The organism is Cellulomonas algicola (assembly GCF_019024305.1).
GTDB classification, from domain to species: Bacteria; Actinomycetota; Actinomycetes; order Actinomycetales; family Cellulomonadaceae; genus Cellulomonas; species Cellulomonas algicola.
Map to the genome: position 1 here is coordinate 186204 of NZ_JAHKSJ010000015.1, position 22251 is coordinate 208454.

At 73.3% G+C, this 22251-nt stretch carries 22 protein-coding genes and 1 riboswitch; of the genes, 15 read left to right on the forward strand and 7 right to left on the reverse strand.

What is annotated here, in order from left to right; all coding sequences use genetic code 11:
* Positions 1 to 90: 90 nt before the first annotated feature.
* Entirely contained in the window at positions 91 to 1998 is a 1908-nt protein-coding gene (locus KOV94_RS12965; protein ID WP_225916610.1) for a pectate lyase-like domain-containing protein, read from the reverse strand.
* A gap of 235 nt (positions 1999 to 2233) precedes the next feature.
* Between KOV94_RS12965 and KOV94_RS12970 the strand changes: the two genes are divergently transcribed.
* Positions 2234 to 3229 carry an ANTAR domain-containing protein gene (locus KOV94_RS12970; protein WP_218052258.1) on the forward strand — a complete coding sequence of 332 codons (996 nt, stop codon included), beginning with the start codon at positions 2234 to 2236 and terminating at the stop codon, positions 3227 to 3229.
* Between the two features lie 45 nt (positions 3230 to 3274).
* Complete coding sequence (locus tag KOV94_RS12975; RefSeq protein ID WP_218052259.1) at positions 3275 to 4114, forward strand: hypothetical protein; 840 nt, start codon at positions 3275 to 3277, stop codon at positions 4112 to 4114.
* A gap of 40 nt (positions 4115 to 4154) precedes the next feature.
* Here the strand turns inward: KOV94_RS12975 and KOV94_RS12980 are convergent, their stop codons facing one another.
* Positions 4155 to 4766 (reverse strand): PAS and ANTAR domain-containing protein, encoded by a 612-nt coding sequence (locus KOV94_RS12980; protein ID WP_218052260.1) that lies wholly within the window; start codon positions 4764 to 4766, stop codon positions 4155 to 4157.
* A 302-nt stretch (positions 4767 to 5068) separates the two neighbouring features.
* On the opposite strand from KOV94_RS12980, the gene KOV94_RS12985 reads away from it, so the two are divergent.
* The 7 genes from KOV94_RS12985 to KOV94_RS13015 all read left to right on the forward strand — a co-directional run bounded on the left by KOV94_RS12985 (position 5069) and on the right by KOV94_RS13015 (position 10901).
* Positions 5069 to 5209 carry a hypothetical protein gene (locus tag KOV94_RS12985; RefSeq protein WP_160142836.1) on the forward strand — a complete coding sequence of 47 codons (141 nt, stop codon included), beginning with the start codon at positions 5069 to 5071 and terminating at the stop codon, positions 5207 to 5209.
* 185 nt (positions 5210 to 5394) lie between these two features.
* Positions 5395 to 6780 carry an ABC transporter substrate-binding protein gene (locus tag KOV94_RS12990; RefSeq protein WP_218052261.1) on the forward strand — a complete coding sequence of 462 codons (1386 nt, stop codon included), beginning with the start codon at positions 5395 to 5397 and terminating at the stop codon, positions 6778 to 6780.
* The gene (locus KOV94_RS12995; protein ID WP_124342040.1) at positions 6780 to 7736 is read left to right on the forward strand and encodes a carbohydrate ABC transporter permease; all 957 of its coding nucleotides are present in this window, start codon (positions 6780 to 6782) and stop codon (positions 7734 to 7736) included. Before KOV94_RS12990 ends, KOV94_RS12995 begins: the two co-directional genes overlap by 1 nt.
* Positions 7733 to 8647, forward strand: coding sequence for a carbohydrate ABC transporter permease (locus KOV94_RS13000; protein WP_218052262.1), 915 nt, complete (start codon positions 7733 to 7735; stop codon positions 8645 to 8647). The genes KOV94_RS12995 and KOV94_RS13000 overlap by 4 nt, the downstream gene beginning before the upstream one ends.
* A 99-nt stretch (positions 8648 to 8746) precedes the next feature.
* Positions 8747 to 9328, forward strand: a complete 582-nt coding sequence (locus KOV94_RS13005) for a dihydrofolate reductase family protein (RefSeq protein WP_124342038.1) — start codon at positions 8747 to 8749, stop codon at positions 9326 to 9328.
* Positions 9329 to 9448: 120 nt separating this feature from the next.
* Positions 9449 to 10060 (forward strand): DUF2231 domain-containing protein, encoded by a 612-nt coding sequence (locus KOV94_RS13010; RefSeq protein WP_218052263.1) that lies wholly within the window; start codon positions 9449 to 9451, stop codon positions 10058 to 10060.
* Positions 10061 to 10274: 214 nt separating this feature from the next.
* Entirely contained in the window at positions 10275 to 10901 is a 627-nt protein-coding gene (locus KOV94_RS13015; RefSeq protein WP_218052264.1) for a YitT family protein, read from the forward strand.
* A 45-nt stretch (positions 10902 to 10946) separates the two neighbouring features.
* Here KOV94_RS13015 and KOV94_RS13020 read toward each other — a convergent pair whose 3' ends face one another.
* Positions 10947 to 11135: a hypothetical protein gene (locus tag KOV94_RS13020; protein ID WP_218052265.1), complete on the reverse strand. Its 189-nt coding sequence runs from the start codon at positions 11133 to 11135 to the stop codon at positions 10947 to 10949.
* Positions 11136 to 11324: 189 nt separating this feature from the next.
* Between KOV94_RS13020 and KOV94_RS13025 the strand changes: the two genes are divergently transcribed.
* Complete coding sequence (locus tag KOV94_RS13025) at positions 11325 to 11699, forward strand: VOC family protein (protein WP_124344279.1); 375 nt, start codon at positions 11325 to 11327, stop codon at positions 11697 to 11699.
* A 66-nt stretch (positions 11700 to 11765) separates the two neighbouring features.
* Here KOV94_RS13025 and KOV94_RS13030 read toward each other — a convergent pair whose 3' ends face one another.
* Together KOV94_RS13030 and KOV94_RS13035 are read right to left on the reverse strand one after the other, a co-directional pair.
* Entirely contained in the window at positions 11766 to 13244 is a 1479-nt protein-coding gene (locus tag KOV94_RS13030) for a glycoside hydrolase family 26 protein (protein ID WP_218052266.1), read from the reverse strand.
* The gene (locus KOV94_RS13035) at positions 13234 to 14796 is read right to left on the reverse strand and encodes a glycosyltransferase (protein ID WP_218052267.1); all 1563 of its coding nucleotides are present in this window, start codon (positions 14794 to 14796) and stop codon (positions 13234 to 13236) included. The genes KOV94_RS13030 and KOV94_RS13035 overlap by 11 nt, the downstream gene beginning before the upstream one ends.
* A 353-nt stretch (positions 14797 to 15149) precedes the next feature.
* Positions 15150 to 15224: riboswitch (cyclic di-GMP riboswitch) on the forward strand.
* Between the two features lie 140 nt (positions 15225 to 15364).
* Here KOV94_RS13035 and KOV94_RS13040 point away from each other — a divergent pair.
* Complete coding sequence (locus tag KOV94_RS13040) at positions 15365 to 17182, forward strand: glycosyl hydrolase (RefSeq protein WP_218052268.1); 1818 nt, start codon at positions 15365 to 15367, stop codon at positions 17180 to 17182.
* Between the two features lie 28 nt (positions 17183 to 17210).
* Positions 17211 to 17696: a nucleoside deaminase gene (locus KOV94_RS13045; protein ID WP_218052269.1), complete on the forward strand. Its 486-nt coding sequence runs from the start codon at positions 17211 to 17213 to the stop codon at positions 17694 to 17696.
* A gap of 101 nt (positions 17697 to 17797) precedes the next feature.
* On the opposite strand, the gene KOV94_RS13050 is transcribed toward KOV94_RS13045, so the two are convergent.
* Positions 17798 to 19225 (reverse strand): APC family permease, encoded by a 1428-nt coding sequence (locus KOV94_RS13050; protein ID WP_218052270.1) that lies wholly within the window; start codon positions 19223 to 19225, stop codon positions 17798 to 17800.
* 233 nt (positions 19226 to 19458) lie between these two features.
* Between KOV94_RS13050 and KOV94_RS13055 the strand changes: the two genes are divergently transcribed.
* A complete protein-coding gene (locus tag KOV94_RS13055; RefSeq protein WP_124344274.1) occupies positions 19459 to 19806 on the forward strand; it encodes a YtxH domain-containing protein in 348 nt (115 codons plus the stop codon).
* A gap of 107 nt (positions 19807 to 19913) precedes the next feature.
* On the opposite strand, the gene KOV94_RS13060 is transcribed toward KOV94_RS13055, so the two are convergent.
* Complete coding sequence (locus KOV94_RS13060; RefSeq protein ID WP_124344273.1) at positions 19914 to 20417, reverse strand: gluconokinase; 504 nt, start codon at positions 20415 to 20417, stop codon at positions 19914 to 19916.
* A 116-nt stretch (positions 20418 to 20533) separates the two neighbouring features.
* On the opposite strand from KOV94_RS13060, the gene KOV94_RS13065 reads away from it, so the two are divergent.
* The gene (locus KOV94_RS13065) at positions 20534 to 21814 is read left to right on the forward strand and encodes an MFS transporter (RefSeq protein ID WP_218052271.1); all 1281 of its coding nucleotides are present in this window, start codon (positions 20534 to 20536) and stop codon (positions 21812 to 21814) included.
* 83 nt (positions 21815 to 21897) lie between these two features.
* Positions 21898 to 22239 carry a YciI family protein gene (locus KOV94_RS13070; RefSeq protein ID WP_218052272.1) on the forward strand — a complete coding sequence of 114 codons (342 nt, stop codon included), beginning with the start codon at positions 21898 to 21900 and terminating at the stop codon, positions 22237 to 22239.
* Positions 22240 to 22251 lie beyond the last annotated feature (12 nt).

Genomic DNA, 22251 nt, shown 5'->3' on the forward strand with positions numbered 1-22251 from the left:
CGCGCGAGCCGCCCCGGCGCAGGACCGCGCGGGGCAGCGAGCCGACCCGGTGGGCCGCAGGCAGCCACGGCCCGCGACCCACCGGACCTGTCACGGGTAGGACGTGACGAACGACGGGGTCCCCGTGTTCGAGCTGTCCACCTGACCACCCACGCCGTTGACCACGTGGCGGATCGTGCCCGCGCTGAGGTTGACGGTCATGACGTGCTTCAGCGTGACGCCCGGACGCTGCGGCACCTCGAACCCGTTCTCGGTGACGATCGACGGGTTGTTCTGGTTGAACACGTAGACGCCCGCGCCCCACAGCTGGTGCGTCTTCACCTTGTCGCCGACCTTGTACCCGGCCCACCCGAGGGTGCCGTCGGGCTCGGTCCAGTCGGCCTGCGTCGGCGGGTCGTACGGCAGCTCGTTCTGGTAGAGGACGACGCGTCCGCGCTCGCCGTTCCAGACGGTGTTGTGCTGCTGGAAGTGCTCGACGAACAGGCCGGTCGCGGTCACGTCGTCGCCGTTCACGACGACGCCGTTGCGGCCGATGTTGGTGCGCCACCGCTGGGTGTCACCGTTCACCCCCTCGGTGAAGCCCTCGACGCCGTGGTCGGCGCGCCACACCCACGTGTGGTCGACGAGGACGTCGTCGGCGTTGATCTCGAGCGCGACGTCGGTGCTGCCCTTGTGGGGACCGCCGACGCGAAAGTAGACGTCGCTGAGCGTGATCGGGTCGCGACGGCTCTTGGTGCCCCAGTCGGGCGCGTGCCGGTGGTCGAGGCCGACCTTGAGCAGCACGGACGACTTCTGCGGGCCGGCGTCGATGGTGACGCCGGCGACGACGATGCCTGGCACGTCGGCGACGAACAGCGGGGTCGCGCCGCGCGCGGACGTGAGCGTCGCGTGGCCGGTCCCGAGCACGACCGTGCCGGGCCGCCAGACGGCGATCGTCGACGCGATGTCGTACACGCCGGGCGTGAGCAGCAGGTGCTTGCCGAGCGCGAGCTGCGCGTTGATCTTGAGCACCGAGTCGCCGGGCTTCGCGACGTAGAAGTCGCGCAGGGGGATCGAGCGGCCGGGCGTCATGCCGTTCGCCCAGGTGATGCCGCGCGTGCCCTCGGCCGCCGACGGGACGCGGACCTGCCACGTGCCGCGCGCGTCGACGTAGAGGTACGGCTTCTCGCGGCTGACGGGCGTGGTGTCGAGCGTCGTGTACGGGGGGTCGGGGAACGTCGCGTCGGCCGGCGCGCCCTCGACGCCGGCGAACACCTGGTTCCACACGGCGTTGGACCAGCTCCGCACGGAGCTGTTGCGCGTGAGCCACTGCTGCTGCGACCCGTTGACGACGTCGCCGAACCGGGAGTCGGCGATGAAGCCGCCGCTCGCGTACTGCGGGCCGGCGGTGCAGTAGTCCATGAGCGAGAACCCGGGGTCGCCCTCGTTCGCGAGGACGTCGAGGCGGCGCAGCGACACGGCCTGCGAGACGGCCCAGAAGTTCGCCGAGGCGCGGCAGCCGTCCTGCCCGGCGCCGTCGATGTCGAGCGTGAGGTTGGACAGCGTGCGCCAGAAGTTGACGAGCGCGATGCAGTTGGGGTTCGCGGGGTCGTCGGACAGGCAGCGGTTGTACGTCTCGATCTTGCCGTGCACGACGACGTCGGTCGGCGACGCCCCGAGGCCGGCGACCTCGGTGTAGTACCCGACCTTCATCTGCAGCGGCTGCGCGGCGGTGCCGTACTCACCGGGCTTGAAGAGCAGCGACCAGCGGGCGGTGCCCATCTCGGCGTCGACCTGCTGGGCGTGGATCTGGTCGACCTTCGCCTGGATGTCGGCGACGGGCATGCTCGGGTCGAAGACGACGACGTTCGGGCCGAGGTTCGGGGTGGAGGGCGCGCTGCCGCCGTGGGCGGTGGCGGGCGCGGCGGCCGTCGCGGCGAGCGCGAGGGCGAGGGTCGCGATCAGCGGGGTGCGACGACGTCGTCGTGACCGGCTGCTCGCAGGGACGTGCGGGTCCATGCGGGGTTCCTCTCCGTCGAGGGTGGACACACCGGAGGAAACCACACTTACCGACCTGTTAGTAAGAGGCCGGTGAAACGTGTCCACGATCAGGCCTCGGACGTGCGCGACGGCCGACGCACCGCGCGGGCACCGGGCCCCGGGTCTACTGTCGAGAGCAGCGGCGTCCACGACGGACCCGGGGGTTCGGACCCAGCCTCTCTCTTCCTTCGCGGCGGAGCCGCGAGGAGGACCCATGCCCGTCCACGCAGCCGAGGCGGTAGGCCGCTACACGTACGACGAGGGGGGTCGCTGGTGGTGGTCCGACACCATGCGGGCGACCTACGGCCCCAGGGCGGGCGGCTCACAGCCGGGCGCCGTGGGCGTGGGAAGCCTGCTGCACCGCATCGACGAGGACGACCGCGGGCGGGTCACCGACGCGCTCGCCGCCTGCATGACGCACGGGACGTCCTTCGCCGTGTCGCACCGCGTGCACGCGGCCGAGGGCGACGGCCGACGACGCGTCACCCTCACCGGTGCCCGCGAGCGCGACGACGCCGGCGAGCCCCGCGTCGGGGGCTTCGTCCTGGACGTCGACGAGGCCGTCACCGCCGCCGCGCGGCACGACGCGCAGCTGCAGCTCGGCACAGCCCTCGCGTCGCACGCGCTGATCGACCAGGCCAAGGGCGCCCTCATGCTCGTGTACGGCATCGACGAGCAGGAGGCGTTCGACCTGCTGCGCTGGAGCTCGATGCGGCTCAACGTCAAGCTCGCGCTGCTCGCCCAGCGGGTCGTCGCAGTCGTGCGCGCGGCCGAGAGCCTGGCACCGTCGGCCCGCGACGCCCTCGAGCGCATGCTCGACGACCCGGACGCCCCGCCCCGTCGACGTGCCGACCGCGGCGAGGTGACCACCTCGACCTACGGGCCGCACGGCCCGGTGGTCACGGTCGGCGGCCGGGTCGACCCGTGGACCGCGCGGCTGCTCGCCGAGGCGCTCGGCACGGTGTGGTCCGAGGCCCGCGCGCAGGGCGGCCTCGTCGTCGACCTCGAACGCACGGCCGGGATCGGCGCCGCGGCCCGGCACCTGCTCGCCGGGACGGCGCGGCGCGCGGACTCCGACCACGTCCGGCTGCGGGTCGTCGTCCCCGCCGGCGACCCCGCCGGGATGGTCGGGACCCTGCCGGCGCGCGTCGTGCGCGCCGCGGACGGGGCCCTCGCGCCGGGACGTCGCCTCGGCGCCGTCAGCGCCTGACGAGCAGGACACCGGACGAGCCTCGCGGGGGCGGAGGTGGTGCTGATGGACGACGCGGTGCGCACCGTGCGCTGGGACGGCGGCTGGGCGACGCTGGTCGGCCGGCGGCTCGAGGGTGAGCCGACCGCCGACGCGTGGCACGCGATCGCGCGCGGACGGCGGACGGCGCTGCGACTCGGGCGACCCCACCTGATCGACCTCCCGGACGAGACCGTCGTGGAACGCGTGAGCGAGCTCGACGACAGGGCCGACCAGGCGCCGTGGGTCGCGCCCCCGACCGACCCGCGCGCGACTCTGAGGTCGCGCTCCGCGGTCGAGCGCGCGACGCGTGCGCGCGAGCGGCTGGCGGAGCCGCAAGGGGGACGCGAACCGTCGCGTCCCGACGTCGGCGACGCCGCAGGCTCGGCCCGGGAGGTGCAGCGCGCCGCGGCGGCCGTGCGCGCCCGGTCCGCCGACGTGTTCGAACGAGCGGCCCTCGCGCACGAGGCCGCGGCCGACGTGCACGAGCGGCTCGCACGGCTCGGGTCGGACTCCGGTCGCCACCGCTCCCGAGCGCGCGAGCACCGCGAGGCGGCCGAGGTCGACTGGCGGATGAGTCGCGCGGGGCGCCCGCGAGGGGCGAGGGCCGCGTCCCAGCGGCCGGGGTCGACGGACGAGGAGCTCCGGTCCACGGTGGAGGAGCTGGAGACGGCGAACGAGGACCTCCTGTCGACGCACGAGGAGCTGGAGACCGTGGGCGAGGAGCTCCAGTCGATCGAGCTCGAGCCCATCGCCGGCGACGCGGAGCAGCGCACGTGGACCGTCCGGGTGAGCGAGGTCGACGACCTCACGGAGGAGGTGCTGTCGCCCCGGCGCGGGCGGGACGAGCGGCGCGATCCCTCGTGACGATGCTCCCGATCGCGTGAGCGCAGCGTGCGGAGACGCGTCAGGCGGGTGGCGTGTCGTCGAGTGCGCTCGCGACGGCACGCTCGAGTCGGCCCCCCTGGGTGCCGAGGTCGCCGCCTACCGCGACGGCTGCCTGCATGACGAGCCGTGCGGCTGCGGTCACGTCGACGTCGCGCCGGTCCGCGCTCCACCGGAGCATCTCCAGGGCGCCGGCCCGGTCGACCCCGTAGACCAGGCCGAGGCACCCGATCGCCTGCTCGACGACCGGACGCTCCGCGAGCAGCTCGGGCAGCTTCGCGTTGACGGCCCGCGCGGCACGCGCGCGGACATCGGGGGACACGTCGACGACCACGCCGCGCACGTCGTGCCCCGGTCCCGCCGGCTCCGCGACCCCGGCGATCGCCATGACCCGGGACTCGCCCTCGAGTCGCTTGACGGTGTGCACCTGGGCGAACGCGGCACCCCCGCGCGCGCACTCCTCGACCGCGCGGCGCAGCGCCTCCCGCTCGTCGACGTGCACGTGCCGCAGCAGCGCGTCGAGCGTCGGCGGGACGTCGCCGGGGGACATCCCGAGGACGGCGTACAGCTCGTCCGACCACCAGGGGCGGCCGTCGACCGGGACGAGGAACTGCCCCGACTGGAGGTCGTCCATCACTCGTGCTCCGCGACTCCCGGCTGCGGCGCGCCCGTGGCTGGACACCCTCGGCCGGATGATGCGCCCAGCGTAGTCTCGGCGTCTTCTCGCGGCATCCGAGTCCCGTCCCGGTCCCGCACCAGGGGACACCGGCCGGCGCACCGACGGAGAAGCGGCTCGCGGTGCGCTTCTCCGCGACGTGGGCACGTGAGCGGTGGCGCCGATGGCGCTCTGACGGACCGGCTCGTAGCGTGGACGCGTCGAGAACGCCCCGCGTGCGTCGGGGTCTGGCGGCAAGGCGTCCGAGGAGAGGACACCGCATGGACCGCGCGCAGGACGACAAGGACCGGGGGCCGCTGAGCGCCGGCCAGGGACCCGACGAGTCCGAGACCGACCCGAGCGAGATCGACGTGACCGACGCATCGGAGTCGTCGGAGGAGGACCGCTCGGACGCCGGCTGACCGCAGGGGGACCCCCCTCGCCCCGCCGCAGGGCGAGCCGCACCGACGTCGCAGATCGCGCCGTCGGGAGAGTCGGCTCGGCTCGCCGACCCGGGAGAAGCGGTTCATATTGAGGGGAGCCCTGAGGCAGTTCGGAGCGCGTCAGGGGCGGCGTCGGTCGCCCTTCGAGCCAGGCGGAGGCTCCGATGCGTGCAGTGCGATGGGCGGTCCCGGGTGCCGCGGTCCTTCTGGTCCTGACGGCGTGCGCCCGCGGGACGGGCGGCGGCGACGGGACGACGGCACCGTCCTTCGACCCCGACGCGGACGTCTCGGGGAAGCTCACGGTGATGGGCTTCGGGGCAGGCGACGAGATCGGCGAGACGCGGCTCGACCGCGCCAAGGAGTCGATGCCCGACGTCGACGTGTCGCTCGTCGAGGGCGACCTCGACATCCAGGCGTTCCTGTCGGCCGTCGCCGCCGGCGACCCGCCCGACGTCGTCTACGCGAACCGCGACCAGATCGGCACGTTCGCGTCGCGCGGCGCGGTGGTGCCGCTCGACGAGTGCTACGCGTCGCAGGAGATCGACCAGGACGCGTTCCGGGACGCGGCGCTCGCGCAGGTGACGTTCGGCGACCAGCTGTACGGGGTGCCCGAGTTCAACCAGGTGCAGCTCACGATGGCGAACCAGTCGCTGCTCGACGCCGCGGGCCTGACGATCGAGGACGTCAACGGCTCGGACTGGGACGCGGTGACCGCGGCGACGACGGCCCTGTCGAAGTCCGACGGCGGCACGGTGAGCGTCATCGGGTACGACTCGAAGATGCCGGAGTTCCTGCCGCTGTGGGCCAAGGCGAACGGCGCGGACCTGCTGTCCGAGGACGGGCGGACGGCGCAGCTCGACGACCCGAAGGTCCTCGAGGCGCTCGAGTTCGCGGTGAACGTCTACGACGTGCAGGGCGGTTTCGCGGGCGTGAAGTCGACGCGCGACGCGGCGGACTTCTTCGGCTCCGGCAACCAGTTCGCGTCGTCGACGCTGGGCGCGATGCCGATGGAGCAGTGGTACGTCAACGTGCTGAACGAGAACTCGCCGGACGCGCCGATGGCGTTCGACGCGTTCCGCACGCCCGAGGGTGAGCCGCTCGCGTACGCGACGGGCTCGGCGTGGGCGATCCCGGCCGGCTCGGCGAAGCCCGAGGCGGCGTGCCGGTTCGCGGCGTCGATGGTGTCGTTCGACAGCTGGATGGCGGCGGCGCAGGCCCGGGCCGACGCGCGCGAGCAGGAGGGCCTGGTCTTCACGGGCGTCCTGACGGGCAACGAGAAGGCGGACGACGAGATCCGCTCGACGCTCGTGACGGTCACGGACGAGCCCTGGGCGTCGGGCGTGAACGCGATGTACGAGGCCAACGACCACACGTTCGCGCTCCCCGCGAACCCCGCCGACAGCGAGTTCAAGACGGCGTGGCAGGACGCGGTGAACCGCGTGCTCAACGGCCAGCAGGAGCCGGCCGAGGCGCTGGCCCAGGCGCAGGAGGAGGCGCAGAAGGCGCTCGACGCGGCCTGGGAGCGCTGGGACGGCGGGTCGACGGACTGATGGCGGCGACGACGACGACCGCGCCGGCCGGGGTCGAGGCCCCGCGCCGGCGGCGGTCGAGCGTGTCGAGCCGCGACGCGCGCCACGCGTGGTGGTTCATCGCCCCGTGGCTCGTCGGGTTCGTCGTGTTCACCGCGTGGCCGATGGTCTACAGCGCGTACCTGTCGCTCACGGACTACGACGTCATCAACGACCCGCGGTTCGTGGGCTTCGACAACTACCGGGAGCTGTTCGCGGACCCGAAGGTCGCGCTCGCCCTGCGCAACACGCTGATCTACACGGTCATGGCGGTGCCGGCGCACATCCTGCTCGCCCTGGGCCTCGCGCTGCTGCTCGACCGGGCCGCCCGTTCGGCGGGCTTCTTCCGGACGGCGTTCTTCCTGCCGAAGATGACGCCGCCCGTCGCGATCGGCGTGCTCCTGCTGCTGCTGTTCAACGGTCAGCGGGGCGCGATCAACACCATGCTGGGTTGGATCGGGATCGACGGCCCCGCGTGGACGACCGACCCGGACTGGGTCAAGCCCGGGCTCGTGATGATGGGTCTGTGGACCGTCGGGTCGACCGTGATCATCCTGCTCGCGGCCCTGCGCAACGTCCCGACCGACCTCTACGACGCGGCCCGCGTCGACGGCGCCGGGTTCTGGCACCGCACGCGCGCGGTGACCCTCCCGATGATCAGCGGCCCGCTGTTCTTCGTCGTCGTCGTCAACACCATCGCGTCCTTGCAGCTCTTCACCGAGGCGTACACGGCGTTCTTCGGCTCGGGGAACACGACGTACTCCAACGACGCCGCGCTGTTCTACGTCATCTACCTGTTCCAGCAGGCGTTCGAGTTCCTGCACATGGGGTACGCCTCCGCGCTGGCGTGGCTGCTCTTCCTCGTCATCATGGCGATCACGGGCATCCAGGTGCTGGTCAGCCGACGCGTCGTCTACTACGAGGGGGACGCACGATGACCTCCGCCGCCGCGACGCGCATGCCCCAGGGCGTCGTCACCGCCGACCCCGGGACCCCGACGCTCCCGCGTCGGCGCCCGCCCCGAAGGCGCGCGCTGCGCGTCGCCGTCCTGGGCGCGCTCGTCGTCGCGACGCTCGCGTTCGTCTACCCCTTCGTCTGGCTGCTGTCGGCGTCGTTCAAGCCGCGCGGCGAGGTGTTCGACAACCGCTTGATCCCGCAGACGTTCACGCTGCAGAACTACGTCGAGGTGTGGCAGGTCGCCCCCATGGCGACCTGGCTGGCCAACACCGTGATCGTCACGGCGCTCGCCGCGGTCACCGTGACCTTCTCCTCCGCGCTCGTCGCGTGGGGCTTCGCGTACTTCCGGTTCCCCGGCCGCGGGCCGCTGTTCGGCCTCGTGCTCGCGACGATGATGCTGCCCGGCGCCGTCACGATGGTCCCGACCTACCTCATCTGGAAGGAGCTCGGGCTCGTCGGCGGCCTCACCCCGCTGTGGGGGGGCAACCTGTTCGGCAGCGCGTTCTACATCTTCCTGCTGCGGCAGTTCTTCCTCGGCCTGCCCCGCGAGCTCTTCGAGGCCGCGCGACTCGACGGCGCCGGCAACTGGACGATCTTCGCCCGCATCGCCGCGCCGCTGTGCCGGCCCGCGCTCATCCTCACGCTGCTGTTCGAGATCCAGGCCGCGTGGACCGACCTCATGCGCCCGCTCATCTACCTGCAGGACTCGTCGACCTTCACCGTCCCGCGCGGGCTCAAGGCGATGCTCGACCAGTTCGGGTTCGGCGGGGAGTGGCACTGGGAGATCGTCGTCACCGCCAGCGTCATCACGACGATCCCGATGATCCTCCTGTTCTTCCTCGGCCAGCGGCACTTCGTCCAGGGCATCGCGACGACGGGCTCGAAGGGCTGACCTGCACGATCGCGGTCGGCCGAGTACCCCGGGCACCGACGCATCGGTTACTGTTCGCGGCTTGCCACGGCTGTCGTCCAGCCCCGCGGAGAGGACCCCATGCGCAAGCTCGTCTACTACGTCGCCACGACCCTCGACGGCTACATCGCCGGCCCGGACGGAGGCGACCCGAGCGGCGCCGACTGGTTCTCGATCACACCCGACGTCGTCCGGTTCATCGTCGAGCACTACCCCGAGACCCTGCCCGGCCCCGCACGCGCGGCCATGGGCATCGACGGCCCGGGCCGGGTCTTCGACACGGTCCTGGAGGGACGCGCCTCGTACGAGCTCGGGCTCGCCGCCGGGATGACCGACGCGTACCCCCACCTGCGGCACCTCGTCTTCTCGACGACCCTGGCCACGAGCCCCGACCCCGCCGTCGAGATCATCGCCACCGACGCCCTCGACCGGGTCCGCGCGCTCAAGGCCGAGCCCGGCCTGGACCTGTGGCTGGTCGGCGGCGGCACCCTCGCGCACGCACTGCTCCCGGAGATCGACCGCCTCGTCCTCAAGCAGAACCCGTCGGTCATCGGCTCCGGCATCCCGCTGTTCCGCGGCCCGTTCGCGCCCCACCTCTTCCGTCCGGTCGACGAGGTCCGCCTGGAGAACGGGGTGCGCGTCCTCACCTACGACCGCACCTGACGCCGCGGTGTCACCGGCGGGCGCGTCGCCGCACCCGTGCGTAGGGTCGAGAGGGCGGTCAGGACGCGGCCGGTGAGCCCGTCGCCGAGCCCTCGACGGCGACGCACGCGAGGAGTCCTCATGGTCACGGCCGACACCGACCGCACCGGCGGCACGTCCGACGAGCAGCAGAGCACCGGTCGGCACGCCGGCCCGCGCGCCGACTCCGTCGCCGACCGGCTGGCGCAGGCGCTGGAGAACGCGCACCAGCTCGACCCGGTCGTCGAGCGCGTCGCCGCCCTCTGGCGCGGGCCCCTCCAGCACGACGGCCTGCGGCGGCTGCTGCGCGGCAAGCCGCTCGGCCACGCCGCGCACCCGCTGCTCACCGACGTGCCGCTCGGCCTCTGGATGAGCTCCGCGGTCCTGGACGCGGTCGGGCAGGAGAAGGCGGCGCGTCGCCTCATCGGCGCCGGGATCCTCGCCGCCGGGCCGACCGTCGTCACCGGGTGGGCCGACTGGTCGGTGGCCGACGACCGGACCCGCCGCGTCGGCGTCGTGCACGCGGCCTCCAACGGTGTCGCGCTCGCCTGCTACACCGTGTCGTGGGTCGCCCGTCGCAACGGCAACCAAGGCGTCGGCCTGCTCGCGTCGGCCGCGGGTGCTGCGGCGCTCGGCGTCGGCGGGTTCCTGGGCGGGCACATGGCGTACGTGCTCGGGTCACCTCCGCGCGACCCCGACGCGCCGGTGCGCTGACCGTCGTGCGGTCCGGAGTTGCGGGCCATGTGCCTCGAACCGCGAGCCCAGCCGCTCGACCCCGTCTCGCGGGTCGGGCGCGCGCGTCCTGACCGCCCGTCGTCCCGTACCCGCGGGCCGCGTCGTCGGTGACAATGTCCTGCGCGCACCGACCGCCGACCGCGCACCCCCGGGCAGCGTCGCCCGCCACGACGACGCGACCGAGGACGACACCATGGCCACCACCGACACCCCGACGCTGCCCACGGCGATCCCGCACGGGCGCGCGGAGGACCTGCTGGGACTGGTGACGGGCGTCGTCCTGGTCGCGGTCGGCATGTCGCTGCTGCGGACCGGCGGGCTCGTCACGGGCGGCATCGCGGGTGCCGCGCTGCTGCTGGGCCATGTCGTCGACCTGCCGCTCGGCGTGCTGTTCTTCGCGCTCAACGCGCCGTTCTTCGCGCTCGCGGCGCACCGGTCGGGCTGGTCGTTCACGTTCCGCAGCGCCGCGACCGTGGGGCTCGTCTCGCTCGGCACCGCGGTGACCGCCGCGCACCTCGACGTCGCGTCCGTCGACCCGTGGTTCGCCGCGGTCGTCGGCAACCTGCTGTGCGGGACGGGCCTCCTCGTCGTGTTCCGGCACCGGGCGAGCGTCGGCGGGTTCTCGATCGTCGCCGTCCTGCTGCAGGAGCGGTCGGGCATCCGCGCCGGGCACGTGCTCATGGCGCTCGACACGCTCGTCGTCCTCGCGGCGCTCACCGTCGCCCCGCCGCTCGACGTGCTGGTGTCCGCCGCGGGTGCCGTGCTGCTGAGCCTCGTGGTGACGTTCAACCACCGGCCGGGCCGCTACACGGGCTTCTGATCCGCCCGCGTCGGCCGTCGGCAGCGCACGCCGAGGCGGGGGACGTCACCCGCCGTAGAACGACTTGAGCAGCTCGTACGCGACGATCGCGGGCCACACGACCGCCTTCGGGATCGCCAGGACGAAGTCCCAGAAGCCCACCCCGGCCGAGAAGTAGTAGACCGCCGCGCCGATGATCCCGAGGCCGTAGACCGCCCCGCCGCCCGCACCGCCCGCGTCCGAACCCTTTGCCATCTCGCACTCCCGTCGTCTCGCGCGTCGTCCCCTCGACCGGCACCCTCCCGCCGTGGCGACGGCGGCGGCATCACCCGCGACGGGCGGTTCCGGGGTGCGCGCGAGGGCTGGACGGCGTGTGGGTGGTCCGCGGGACCATGGGACGGACGCCGCCGGGGACGTCCGGCGGGCCGACCGAGGGGGTCTCCCGTGGAGTTCAGGCTCGAGCTCGTGATCGTCCCCGTGAGCGACGTGGACCGCGCCGTCGCGTTCTACTCCGAGAAGGTCGGGTTCGTCGTCGACCACGACCAGCGCGTGAGCGACGACGTGCGGTTCGTGCAGCTCACGCCGCCCGGCTCGCAGTGCTCGATCGCGGTCGGGCTCGGCCTGTCCGACGCCGCGCCCGGGTCCGTCAAGGGCCTCCAGGTCGTCGTCGACGACGCCGACGCGGCGCGCGCGTTCCTCGTCGAGCACGGGATCGACGCGCCCGAGGTGCAGGAGTTCCCGTGGGGCCGGTTCACCGGCTTCCGGGACCCCGACGGCAACGAGTGGTCGGTCCAGCAGCTCCCGGCCTGGCGCGGCTGACGCGCGACCGTCGACAGACGACGACCCCCGACCCCGGCGGCGGACCGGGGTCGGGGGTCGCGTCGGTCACGGTCGGGGCAGCCCGATCCCGGTGCGGGCGAACCCGTCGGCGGCGGCGCGCAGCGACTGCGGCGACGAGTCGAGCCGCCAGTCGTTGGTCGAGCGGCCGCTGCCCTCGCCCGACGTGACGGCGAGGCTGAACCAGCCGATGCCGATGATGTCGCTGTTCTCCGGCCGGGCCAGCCCGTCGAACAGGTTGCTGATCCACTGCGCCTTCTTGCCGCCGCGCTCGGTCGCCCCGATCTCCGCGAGGAAGATCGGCTTGCCGGGTGCGGCCTCGCGCAGCATCGGCAACGTCATGGCGTACGTGTCGTCGAAGGTCGGCACGGGGTCGCCCGGGCGGTAGTAGCCGGACATGCCGACCCAGTCGACGTACTCGGGGCCAGGGTAGAACTGCCGCGGGTGCGGCTGGCTGGGGATCTTGTTGACGCGGTTGGGCGCCCACAGCCACACGACGAGGTCGTTCGCGCCCTCGGCCTCGAAGATGTCGTGCACGTGCCGCCACATCTCGACGTACTGGCCCGGCTTGTTGCCGTTGACGGACCCGCCGTCCCAGCCGCGGATCTCCGACCACGGGTACCACGAGCCGTTCATCTCGTGGTCGAACCGGATGACGAGCGGCAGCCCGGTGGCGGTGATGTCGCGGGCGTACTGGTGCAGGTAGTCGTCGAACGCGCCCCCGATGATGCGGCTGAGCGAGAACTCGGGCACGTCGCTCGTGATCGAGCCGATCTGGCTCTGGCTCTCCCACGTCAGCAGGGGGATCTGCCCGCGGCTCCACGCGGCCTGCACGGCGTCGGGGCGGAACGGGGTGTCCCACGACTGGAAGTAGCCGCTGACGTTCGCGTTGCGGTTGACGGCGGCCTCGACGCCGTTGAACTCGGCGTAGTCGAACGGGCTCTGCGTCGTGTAGAGCCCGAACAGCTGGCTGGCGGCGAGGATCTGCGACTTCGTCATCGACGCGGTCACGGGCGGTGGCACGTAGCCCTTGGGGTTCTCGACCTTCCAGGACAGCTCCTGCACCTGCCGGCGCAGGTCGGCGATCTTCGCGGTCGTGTCGACGGCGGCGGCGTTGTGCCGCTCGCGCGTCGCCTTGAGCTCGCCGTTCACGACGTTGGCGGTGTCCGCCTGCGCGGCGGCCTCGGCCTCGGCGCGACCGAGGGCCTGCTGGGTCGCGACGAGCTCGGCCTGCAGCGCGTCGAGCTGTGCCTTGAGGTCGTCGGCGCGGGCCTTCTGGACGGTGTCGAGCACGGGAGGCCGGCCACCGGTGAGCTTCTCCTCGGCGGCGGTGAGCTGGGTCTTGAGGTCGTCGGCGCGGGCGCGCTCGGTCTGCAGCGCGACCTCGGCCGCGGAGGGCCCTTCCCAGAAGCGCTGACCCTGCGGCGTGGACCACGCGAGGCCGGTGACCAGCAGGAGCGCGACGACGAGGGCCGCACCGCTGATGCGCTGACGTCGGCTGAGGCGGAACAGGCGGTCAGAGAACATACGCGAGGGCCTCCACGCTGAGCAGGGCACCGCCGAGGAGGTAGGGCACGGCGGCCTTCGGGTTGAGACGGCGTCGCCGGGGCGGGGGAGCCGGGTGCGTCCGGACGTACGTGAGCGTCTCGGTGCGGCGCGCGGCCCGGGTCTCGGCCGCCGTCCGGGTCCCCTGCGGACCGTGGCCCGGGCCGCCGGCGACCGGGACCCCGGACGGCGGGGTGTCGCCGACGGACGGCAGGGCCGCGTCGATCGGGCGCCCGGCGTCCGTGCGCAGCGCGTCCTCGGCGACGTCGAGCACCCCGTCGGACGTGTCCGCGGAGTAGGCGTGCGCCCGGGTGCCCCACGACGCGACGTGCGCCATGCGGAAGAACCCGAGCAGCCGGATCGGCATGAGGAAGAACGTCGAGAACACGATGTACGCAGGCAGCAGGAGCAGGTCGCGCGGGACCTCCCGCAGGTGCCGCATCTGCCGCAGCGCCATCGACAGCCAGCTGGCCGCGACGACGAGCCCGACGAGCAGCACGACGCCCTGCCACCCGGGCCGCAGCTCGAGCAGCGGCGTGTAGAAGTTGTAGCCGGTCGCCGCGAGCGTGCGGTACAGGCCCCCGGCCCACGTCCCGAGCAGCAGGAACGGCAGCAGGATGTCCATGACGAAGAAGAACCCGAGCACGGGGGCGTGCCCGGTCATCCAGGGCAGCATCCGCAGGGTGTTGTACTGGCTGCCGCGCGCCCAGCGCAGCTGCTGCTTCGCCATCTTGCGCAGCTTGAGCGGCGCATCGGTGTAGACCAGGCTCGTGTGCTGGTAGACGGTCCGGTACCCCTGCTTGAGCGTGAGGTTCGTGAGCGTCCGGTCGTCGGAGACCTCGAGGAAGATGCCGAGGAACTCCTCGCCGAGGAACTGCGGCATCGCCCGCACGAGGACGTCGCGGCGGAACGCGATGGTGCGGCCCGGCAGGCACCCGACCTGGCCGAGCGCGGACTGCGCGGGCATCGCGTACAGCGCGCGGCTGTTCTCGAGCCAGTCGGCCCAGCGGGTGATGAACTTGCGCCGCGGGTCGAGGATCCGCTGCCGGGTGGTGACACCGCCGACCTTGGGGTCGTTGAACGGCTTCACGAGCTCGGTGAGCGTGTGCGGCGTCCAGATGGTGTCGCTGTCGACGAGCGCGATGATCTCGCCCGTCGACACCTCCACCCCGATGGCAACCGCATTCCTCTTCCCGGCGACCGGGGTCCAGATCCGGCGCACTTCAGGAAAGTCGTCGCAGACGGATTCCAGCGCGGTGTTGCGCGGTCCGTTGATGACGACGACCACCTCGTGGGGCTGCTGCTCGGTGATGCGGCGCAGCACGTCGTGGAACAGGTCGAGCGGTTCGTCGACGACCGGGATCACGACCGACGTGGTCGCGTGGCACGGCTCCGTCCACGTGCGGTAGCGCGCGGAGAGGACGACCTTGACGAGCCAGATGAGCCAGACGAGAGCGGTGAACAGGGCGAAGAGGTAGATCTCGAACGGGGCGTCCGAGAGCAGGTCACGGACCTGCAGCAGGAAGATGAGCACGCGGGAGCTCCTCGTGTCGAGGCGTCGGCTTCTTCAACGCGGCGGGCTTCGGGGTCGCGCGGGGTCGGCGGCGAGGACGTCGCGGGGGAAGGGCGGCTCGACATCGAGCGGTGAGGCGGCGCGGCACGCGTTCGGAGTCCCCCCGGTCTCCGAGCAGTCGTGCGGCGCCGGATCCCGTTTTCGGGAGCGGCCAGGTCCGGCGTACCGGACAAGTGCTCACAGTTTCCACGAGTCGCCCGTGAAGGAAAATACCCGTCCACAAGTTGGTCACTACAGATATGACTGGATGAACAATCGTCTAGGACTTACGTCCTATATACATGTCCAGGAGTGTGCTCGTACGCTTGTTCGGTCAGCGACAAGGGCAAACCTGCCGCGAGGCAGGGACGCAAAGCCATGGGGCCCTCGAGGTCCGCCAGGCTGCCGAACGACTCAGGGGGCTCCTCACTTGCGCACGTCCACGCCCGTTCCGGGCGCCATCACCCATGCCCGGACCCACCCGACCGGCCGTCTCCGGGGCACCCGTGCGTCCCGGCCCGGCACGACCCGCCGCCGCGCCGTCGTCGTCGTGACGACCCTCGTCGCCGGCCTCCTCGGCACCGGCGTCGCCGCACCCGCGACCGCCGCCGAGCCCGCGCCGGGCGACGCCGCCGCGGCCCTCACCCCGCAGGACGGCCTGCTCTTCGGTGCGTTCGTCGCCAAGGGCGCGACCACGCAGGAGGAGGCCGTCGCGACGTTCGAGGACACCGTCGGCCGCAAGCTCGACACCCAGCGCCTCTACCGGCAGTGGGACGAGGACCTGCGCGCCGGTGGCGTCGCCTCGGCCGTCGAGCGCGGCCGCACGCCCGTCCTGTCCGTCGCGACCAAGCGTGTCGACGGGACCAAGGTGAGCTGGGCGTCCATCGCCCGCGGCGACCAGGACACCACCATCGCCGCCCAGGCCGCGACCGTCGCGGGCCTCGGCGTCCCGCTCTACCTGACCTTCCAGCACGAGCCCGACTACGCGACGGGCTACGGCACGGCCGCCGAGTACCGCGCCGCGTGGCGGCACTACGTGCAGGTCTTCCGCGACAAGGGCGTGAGCAACGTCGTCTGGACGTGGATCGTCACGCCCACGCCGTTCGCCGCGAACGCGACGACGACCGCCGACGCGCTCTACCCGGGCGACGACGTCGTCGACTTCGTCGGGCTCGACGTCTACAACTGGAACGGCTGCAACCCCGGCGGCCCCAGCTCCTGGCAGAGCGTCGCGACGCAGTCGACGGCGGCCCGGGCCTTCGCGCAGAAGCACGGCAAGCCGATGATGGTCGCCGAGTGGGGCTCGGTCGAGGACCCGACGAACGCGCAGCGCAAGGCCACCTGGCTGCGCGACTCGATGACCACGTGGACGAGCTGGCCGGAGGTCAAGGCGGTCCTCTACTTCCACCAGCAGGGCAGCTGCCCGTGGTGGGCGGACTCCTCGTCGACGACGCTCGGCGCGTTCCGGTCGATCGCGGCCGACCCCTCCGCCCGCACCCGCACCACCGCGTGGCTGCGCGTGTCCGCGACGCACGGCGCCGCACCGCTCGCCGTCACGGTCGACGCGTCCCGCTCGTGGGCGGCCGGCTCGGTGCCCGGGGCGGGGATCGCGTCGTGGACCCTCGACCTCGGCGACGGCTCCGCACCCCTCACCGGCACCGGCACGCCGCCCGCCACGGTGAGCCGGACGTACGCCGCGGGCACCTTCGCGCTGCGGCTCACCGTGACCGACACCGCCGGCCGCACCGCGACCGACCGCGTGTCCGTCGAGGCCGCACCCGTGCCGACGGTCACCGTGTCGGCCAAGGACGTCACGACGACGTCCGCGACGTCGCAGGCGCTCGTCGACCTGCACGGGTTCGCGGGCACCGTGCGGTCGGAGTGGGGCACGACGACCGCCTACGGGACGACCGGCCCGGTCACGTCCGTCCCGGCGGTGTCGTACGCGAAGGCGGTCAACCAGCCGCTCGGGACGCTGCAGCCGAACACCACCTACTACGTGCGCACCACGACCACGACGCCCGCGGGCACGACCGTCACCACGAGCAGCTTCGAGACCGCCGGGAAGCCCACGTCGTCGAAGCAGTGGACGTCCGGCACGACCGCGACGTCGACGACGTTGGTCGCGCAGGTGCACCCGCACCGGCTCGCGACCACGGCGTGGATCGAGTGGGGCACGACCACGGCCCTCGGCCAGGCCTCCCCCGTGACGTCGGTCGCCGCCCTCACCTACGAGAAGTCGGTGTCGAGCGGGCTCGTCGGCGGGCTCGCGCCGAGCACGACGTACTACTACCGGGTCGTCGCGCAGAACTCCGCGGGCACCCTCGTCGGGCCGATCGCCAGCGTGAAGACGCCGCGCCTGTCCTGACCGCCGGCCGCGGCCTAGGGTCGGCAGCATGGCCGTGACCGACGCCGACCTGGTCCACCTGCGACGGTGCGTCGCGCTCGCGCGCGAGGCGCTCGACGACGGCGACGAGCCGTTCGGCTCGGTGCTCGTCGACGCCGCCGGGACCGTCCTGCTCGAGGACCGCAACCGCGTCAAGGACGGCGACCAGACCCGGCACCCCGAGCTCGAGATCGCCCGCTGGGCCGCCGCGCACCTCCCGCCGGAGGAGCGCGGCGGCTGCACGGTCTACACGTCGGGCGAGCACTGCCCCATGTGCGCCGCCGCGCACGGGTGGGCCGGGCTCGGGCGGATCGTCTACGTCGCGTCGAGCGGGCAGCTCGTCGCGTGGCGGCGCGCGTGGGGGCTGCCGGCCGGGCCCGTCGCGCCGCTGCCCGTGAAGTCCGTCGTCCCCGGGGCGGTCGTCGACGGGCCCGCCGAGGCGCTCGTCGACGCGATGTGCGCGCTGCACCGCGAGCACGCGGACCGGTCGCGCTGAGCCCGGCCGTCCGCGCGGGCCGGCGCCGCCCGCGTCGACGTGACGAGGTCGTCCGACGTGGCCGTCGCCGGCCGCGTCGACCGTGAGGAGGCCGTCCGACGTCAGGCGCGGGACGTCGGGGCCGCCGCCTCGCGGCCCGTGCGGTCCGTGCGTCCCACCGCCCAGCGGTTGACCAGGTACAGCACCACACCGATCGCGAGCAGCGCGCCCGCCCGCACGTAGACGGCCGGGTCGCGGCCCGTCAGCGGTGACGCGAGGACGAGCGACACGACCGCACCCGCGACCGGGGCCCACGTCGGCGCCCGGAAGGTCGGTCGCTCCGCGTCGTCGCCTGCGGCCGGGTCCTCGTCGCGTGCGTCCGCGCCGTCGTCCGGCCGGCGCCGCAGCACCAGGACGGCGACGTTGACCGTCGCGAAGACGAGCAGCAGGAGCAGCACCGTCGTGTCCGCGAGCCCCGCCAGGTCGCCCGTCGCCACGAGCGTCAGCGCGATCACCACCGTGAACGCGATCGCCACGTACGGCGTCTGCCGCCCGCCCACGCGCCCCAGCACGCGCGGCACGATCCGCTCCTGCGCCATCCCGTAGACCAGCCGCGACGCCATGAGCATGTTGATGAGCGCCGTGTTCGACACCGCGAGCAGCGCGATCACCGCGAACAGCGCGGGCGGGAACGTCAGCCCGGCGACCTTGACGACCTCGAGCAGCGGTCCCGTCGACTCCGCGAGCACGTCGGTCTCCACGAGCATCGACGACGTGAACGCGACGCCGACGTAGATGAGGCCCGCGACCGCGAGCCCGCCGAACAGCGCGCGCGGGAAGTCGCGGCGCGGCGCGTGGCACTCCTCCGCGAGGTTCACCGAGTCCTCGAACCCGAGCAGCGCGTAGAACGCGAGCGCCGTCGCGCCGAGCACCGCCATCCACGCCGACCCGTCGGTCTCCAGCACGAACGCGCGGCCCGGGTCGCCCTCGCCCGTCAGCAGCGCCCACGCACCGATCGCGAGGATGACCAGCAGGCCCGTCGCCTCGACGATCGTCAGCACGACGTTGACGCGCACCGACTCCGAGATCCCCAGCAGGTTCACGCCCGTGATGAGCAGCAGGAAGAACCACGCCGCGACCAGCGTCGGCACGGACACGAACTCCGCGAGGTAGTCGCCGCCGAACGCCCGCGCGGCCGCGCTCGCCGACGTGATGCCCGACATCATCACCGCGAACGCCACGAGGAACGTGAGGAACGGCCGCCGGAACGCCCGGTTCGCGTACAGCGCCGCACCCGCCGCCTGCGGGAACCGGCCCACGAGCTCCGCGTACGCCGTCGCCGTGAGCGTCGCCAGCACGAACGCGCACACGAACGGCAGCCAGATCATGCCGCCGACCTCCGCCGCGACCTTGCCCGTCAGCGCGTAGATGCCCGCGCCCAGGATGTCGCCGACGACGAACAGCAGCAGGACGCGTCGGCCGATGGTGCGCCGCAGCGGCGGGCCGTCGGCCGACCGCGTGCTCGTCGTGGCCGTGCCCGGGTCGCTCATGCCGACCTCCCCCTGCCGTCGCGTGCCGCCAGTGTCGACCCGACGGTCCTCGCGCGCGCGGCGTGGTGACGCGACGCCCTCCGTCGCGCCGACCGCGTGGTGGCCGCGCGCGCCCGCAGCGGCGAGGGCGCCGTTCGACGCGCGCACCCGCGGGCCGGTGCCTACGCTCGGACCTTCGGACGGGCGGCGCGCACTGCGGACGTCGCCGCCACGGACCCACGGGAGGACCGCTCATGAAGGGCAAGGTCGTGTTCGCCGTCGGCGTCGGGCTCGGGTACGTGCTCGGGACCCGCGCGGGACGGGGTCAGTTCGAGAAGATCAAGGGCTGGGCGAACGACGTCTGGCAGGACCCGCGCGTCCAGGGCTACGTCCAGGACGTCGAGAGCCAGGCGACCGAGTTCGCCAAGCAGCAGGGTTCGGCGCTCAAGGACAAGGCCGTCGAGGCCGCGAAGTCTGCCGTCGCGGGCAACGCACCGTGGCGGTCCTCCACGACGACGCCCGAGGCCGACGACCCGGCGCCGGACGTCCTCGCCGGCGAGCCGATCATCGACGCGGACGACGCGCGGTACCGCACCCCCTGACGAGTCGCCGCTCCCGCTGGCCTGGGAGAAGCACCGGGAGCGACCGACCACGACGACGCGCCCCCGACGACCGCCACCCGGCGGGACGTCGGGGGCGCGTCGGCGCGTCAGGCGTCCAGCGCGTCGACGACCGCGGCCGCGGTGTGGGCCGGGTCGCGGTGGACGGACAGCGTGACGCCGTCCTCGTCGGGGCCGAGCGGCTCGAGCGTCGCGAGCTGCGACTCGAGCAGCGACGCCGGCATGAAGTGACCGCGCCGCCCGGCCATGCGCCGGGCGAGCTCCTCGTGGCCGACCGCGAGGTGCACGAACCGCACGCGCCCCTCGGCGCCGCGCAGCACGTCGCGGTACGCCCGCCGCAGCGACGAGCACGCGACGACGGTCCCGCGACCGGCCTCGGCGTGCTCGGTCATCGCGGCTGCGACGAGCCGCAGCCACGGCCCGCGGTCGTCGTCGGTGAGCGGGACGCCCGCGGCCATCTTCTCGACGTTCGCCGGCGGGTGGAGGTCGTCGCCCTCGACGAACGGGCTCCCGAGCGCCTCGGCGACGAGCCGCCCGATCGTCGTCTTGCCCGTCCCGGACACCCCCATCACGACCACGTGCTGCACGCCCACCGACTCTCCTCCCGCTCCCGGACCCGCCCACCCTCCCACGCCCCGCCCGCGCGTCGCCGTGAGACGGCGCCGGACCCGGCGAGGACGGGTGCCCCGGGCGACGTAGGGTGGCGGCGATGTCCGTGCTCGTCGACACCACACCCCTCCGCGTCAGCCCGGCGTTCCGGCGGCTGTGGTGGGGCCTGTCCGTGTCGAACCTCGGCACGCAGCTCACGGTCGTCGCCGTCGGGCTCCAGGTGTACGACCTCACGGGCTCGACGTTCTCCGTCGGCGTGCTCGGCGTGTGCGCGCTCGTGCCGCTCGTGGTCTTCGGGCTGTACGGCGGCGCGATCGTCGACCACTACGACCGGCGCCGGGTCGCGCTCGTCGCGTCGCTGGTCGCGTGGACCGTGGTGCTCGGACTCGCGGTGCAGGCGTGGCTCGGCAACGAGCACGTGGGGCTGCTCTACGCGCTGGTCGCGGTGCAGTCGGCCGCTGGCGCGGTGAACAGCCCCGCGCGGACGGCGATCATCCCGCGCCTGATCGACCCGACCCTGCTGCCCGCCGCCAACGCCCTGCAGACCACCGGCTGGAACGTCGCGCTCACCGTGGGCCCGCTGCTGGGCGCCGGGCTCGTCGCCGCGTTCGGGTACGCCGCCGCGTACACGCTCGACGCCGCGCTGTTCACGTTCGCGCTCGCCGCGCTGCTGCGCCTCCCGCCGGTCCCGCCCGAGCCCTCGTCGGTCCGGCGTGCGCGGGTCGGCCTCGGCTCGGTCGTCGACGGCCTGCGCTACCTCGGCACGCAGCGCAACGTCCGCATGACGTTCGCGGTCGACCTGGTCGCGATGATCACCGCGTCGCCGCGCGTGCTGTTCCCCGCGGTCGCGCTCCTCTACCTGGGCGGCGGCGAGACCACGACGGGCGTGGTCAGCGCCGCGGTCGCCGTCGGGGCGGTCCTCGCGGGCGTGTTCTCCGGCGCGCTCGTGCACGTGCGCTGGCAGGGCCGCATCATCACCGTCGCGATCGTGGTGTGGGGGCTCGCGATCGCCGGGTTCGGCGCGGTCCTCGTCGCGGTCGACGCCACGCGGCCCGACCAGGTGCTGTGGGGTGCGCTCGCGCTCGCGGTGCTCACGCTCGTCGTCGCGGGGGCCGCGGACGCCATCTCGTCGGTGTTCCGGCAGAGCATCCTGCAGACCGCGACGCCCGACGACATGCGCGGCCGGCTCCAGGGCGTGTTCGTGGTCGTCGTCGCCGGAGGCCCCCGGCTCGGGGAGCTGCTGCTCGGCGGGCTCGCGACGCGCGTCGGCGAGGGCTGGACCGCGGTGATCGGCGGCCTGACGTGCGTCGTGCTGGTGAGCGTCCTCGTGCGCGTCCAGCGCACGTTCTGGCACTACGACGCCCACCACCCCACCCCCTGACCGGGTCCTGTCGATTCCGGCGGGGCTCGTCCGTCACAGTGGTGACACGCCGCCACGGAGCGGCCGGCACACGAGGAGCGACGATGACCCGGTACGCCATCTACTTCCAGCAGAACTGGGTCGGTGACCACCCGGCCGAGTGGTTCCGGTCCCGCGTCGAGCCGAGCACGGCCGTCGTCCGCGAGATGGAGGAGGCGGGGGTGCTCGTCTTCGCGGGCGGGCTCGAGGTGGACCTGGCCGACGCGTTCACCGCCGACGCGACGAGCGGGACGGTCACGATCACCGACGGCCCCTACGCCGAGACCACCGAGTACCTGGGCGGGATCACGGTCATCGACGTGCCCGACCTGGAGACGGCCAAGATGTGGGCCGGCCGGGTCGCCGAGGGGTGCGGCTGGCCGCAGGAGGTCCGGGTCATCACGTAGGAAGCCCGGCGT

What these genes read in the sequence shown, in the direction of transcription:
- KOV94_RS13015 (WP_218052264.1), top strand. Translation starts at nt 10,275, where the DNA reads ATGGCCACCACCGACACCCCGACGCTGCCCACGGCGATCCCGCACGGG.
- KOV94_RS13055 (WP_124344274.1), top strand. Translation starts at nt 19,459, where the DNA reads ATGAAGGGCAAGGTCGTGTTCGCCGTCGGCGTCGGGCTCGGGTACGTG.
- KOV94_RS12975 (WP_218052259.1), top strand. Translation starts at nt 3,275, where the DNA reads ATGGACGACGCGGTGCGCACCGTGCGCTGGGACGGCGGCTGGGCGACG.
- KOV94_RS13070 (WP_218052272.1), top strand. Translation starts at nt 21,898, where the DNA reads ATGACCCGGTACGCCATCTACTTCCAGCAGAACTGGGTCGGTGACCAC.
- KOV94_RS13065 (WP_218052271.1), top strand. Translation starts at nt 20,534, where the DNA reads ATGTCCGTGCTCGTCGACACCACACCCCTCCGCGTCAGCCCGGCGTTC.
- KOV94_RS13030 (WP_218052266.1), bottom strand. Translation starts at nt 13,244, where the DNA reads ATGTTCTCTGACCGCCTGTTCCGCCTCAGCCGACGTCAGCGCATCAGC.
- KOV94_RS13045 (WP_218052269.1), top strand. Translation starts at nt 17,211, where the DNA reads ATGGCCGTGACCGACGCCGACCTGGTCCACCTGCGACGGTGCGTCGCG.
- KOV94_RS13000 (WP_218052262.1), top strand. Translation starts at nt 7,733, where the DNA reads ATGACCTCCGCCGCCGCGACGCGCATGCCCCAGGGCGTCGTCACCGCC.
- KOV94_RS13050 (WP_218052270.1), bottom strand. Translation starts at nt 19,225, where the DNA reads ATGAGCGACCCGGGCACGGCCACGACGAGCACGCGGTCGGCCGACGGC.
- KOV94_RS13005 (WP_124342038.1), top strand. Translation starts at nt 8,747, where the DNA reads ATGCGCAAGCTCGTCTACTACGTCGCCACGACCCTCGACGGCTACATC.
- KOV94_RS12995 (WP_124342040.1), top strand. Translation starts at nt 6,780, where the DNA reads ATGGCGGCGACGACGACGACCGCGCCGGCCGGGGTCGAGGCCCCGCGC.
- KOV94_RS12985 (WP_160142836.1), top strand. Translation starts at nt 5,069, where the DNA reads ATGGACCGCGCGCAGGACGACAAGGACCGGGGGCCGCTGAGCGCCGGC.
- KOV94_RS12970 (WP_218052258.1), top strand. Translation starts at nt 2,234, where the DNA reads ATGCCCGTCCACGCAGCCGAGGCGGTAGGCCGCTACACGTACGACGAG.
- KOV94_RS13020 (WP_218052265.1), bottom strand. Translation starts at nt 11,135, where the DNA reads ATGGCAAAGGGTTCGGACGCGGGCGGTGCGGGCGGCGGGGCGGTCTAC.
- KOV94_RS12965 (WP_225916610.1), bottom strand. Translation starts at nt 1,998, where the DNA reads ATGGACCCGCACGTCCCTGCGAGCAGCCGGTCACGACGACGTCGTCGC.
- KOV94_RS12980 (WP_218052260.1), bottom strand. Translation starts at nt 4,766, where the DNA reads ATGGACGACCTCCAGTCGGGGCAGTTCCTCGTCCCGGTCGACGGCCGC.
- KOV94_RS13010 (WP_218052263.1), top strand. Translation starts at nt 9,449, where the DNA reads ATGGTCACGGCCGACACCGACCGCACCGGCGGCACGTCCGACGAGCAG.
- KOV94_RS12990 (WP_218052261.1), top strand. Translation starts at nt 5,395, where the DNA reads ATGCGTGCAGTGCGATGGGCGGTCCCGGGTGCCGCGGTCCTTCTGGTC.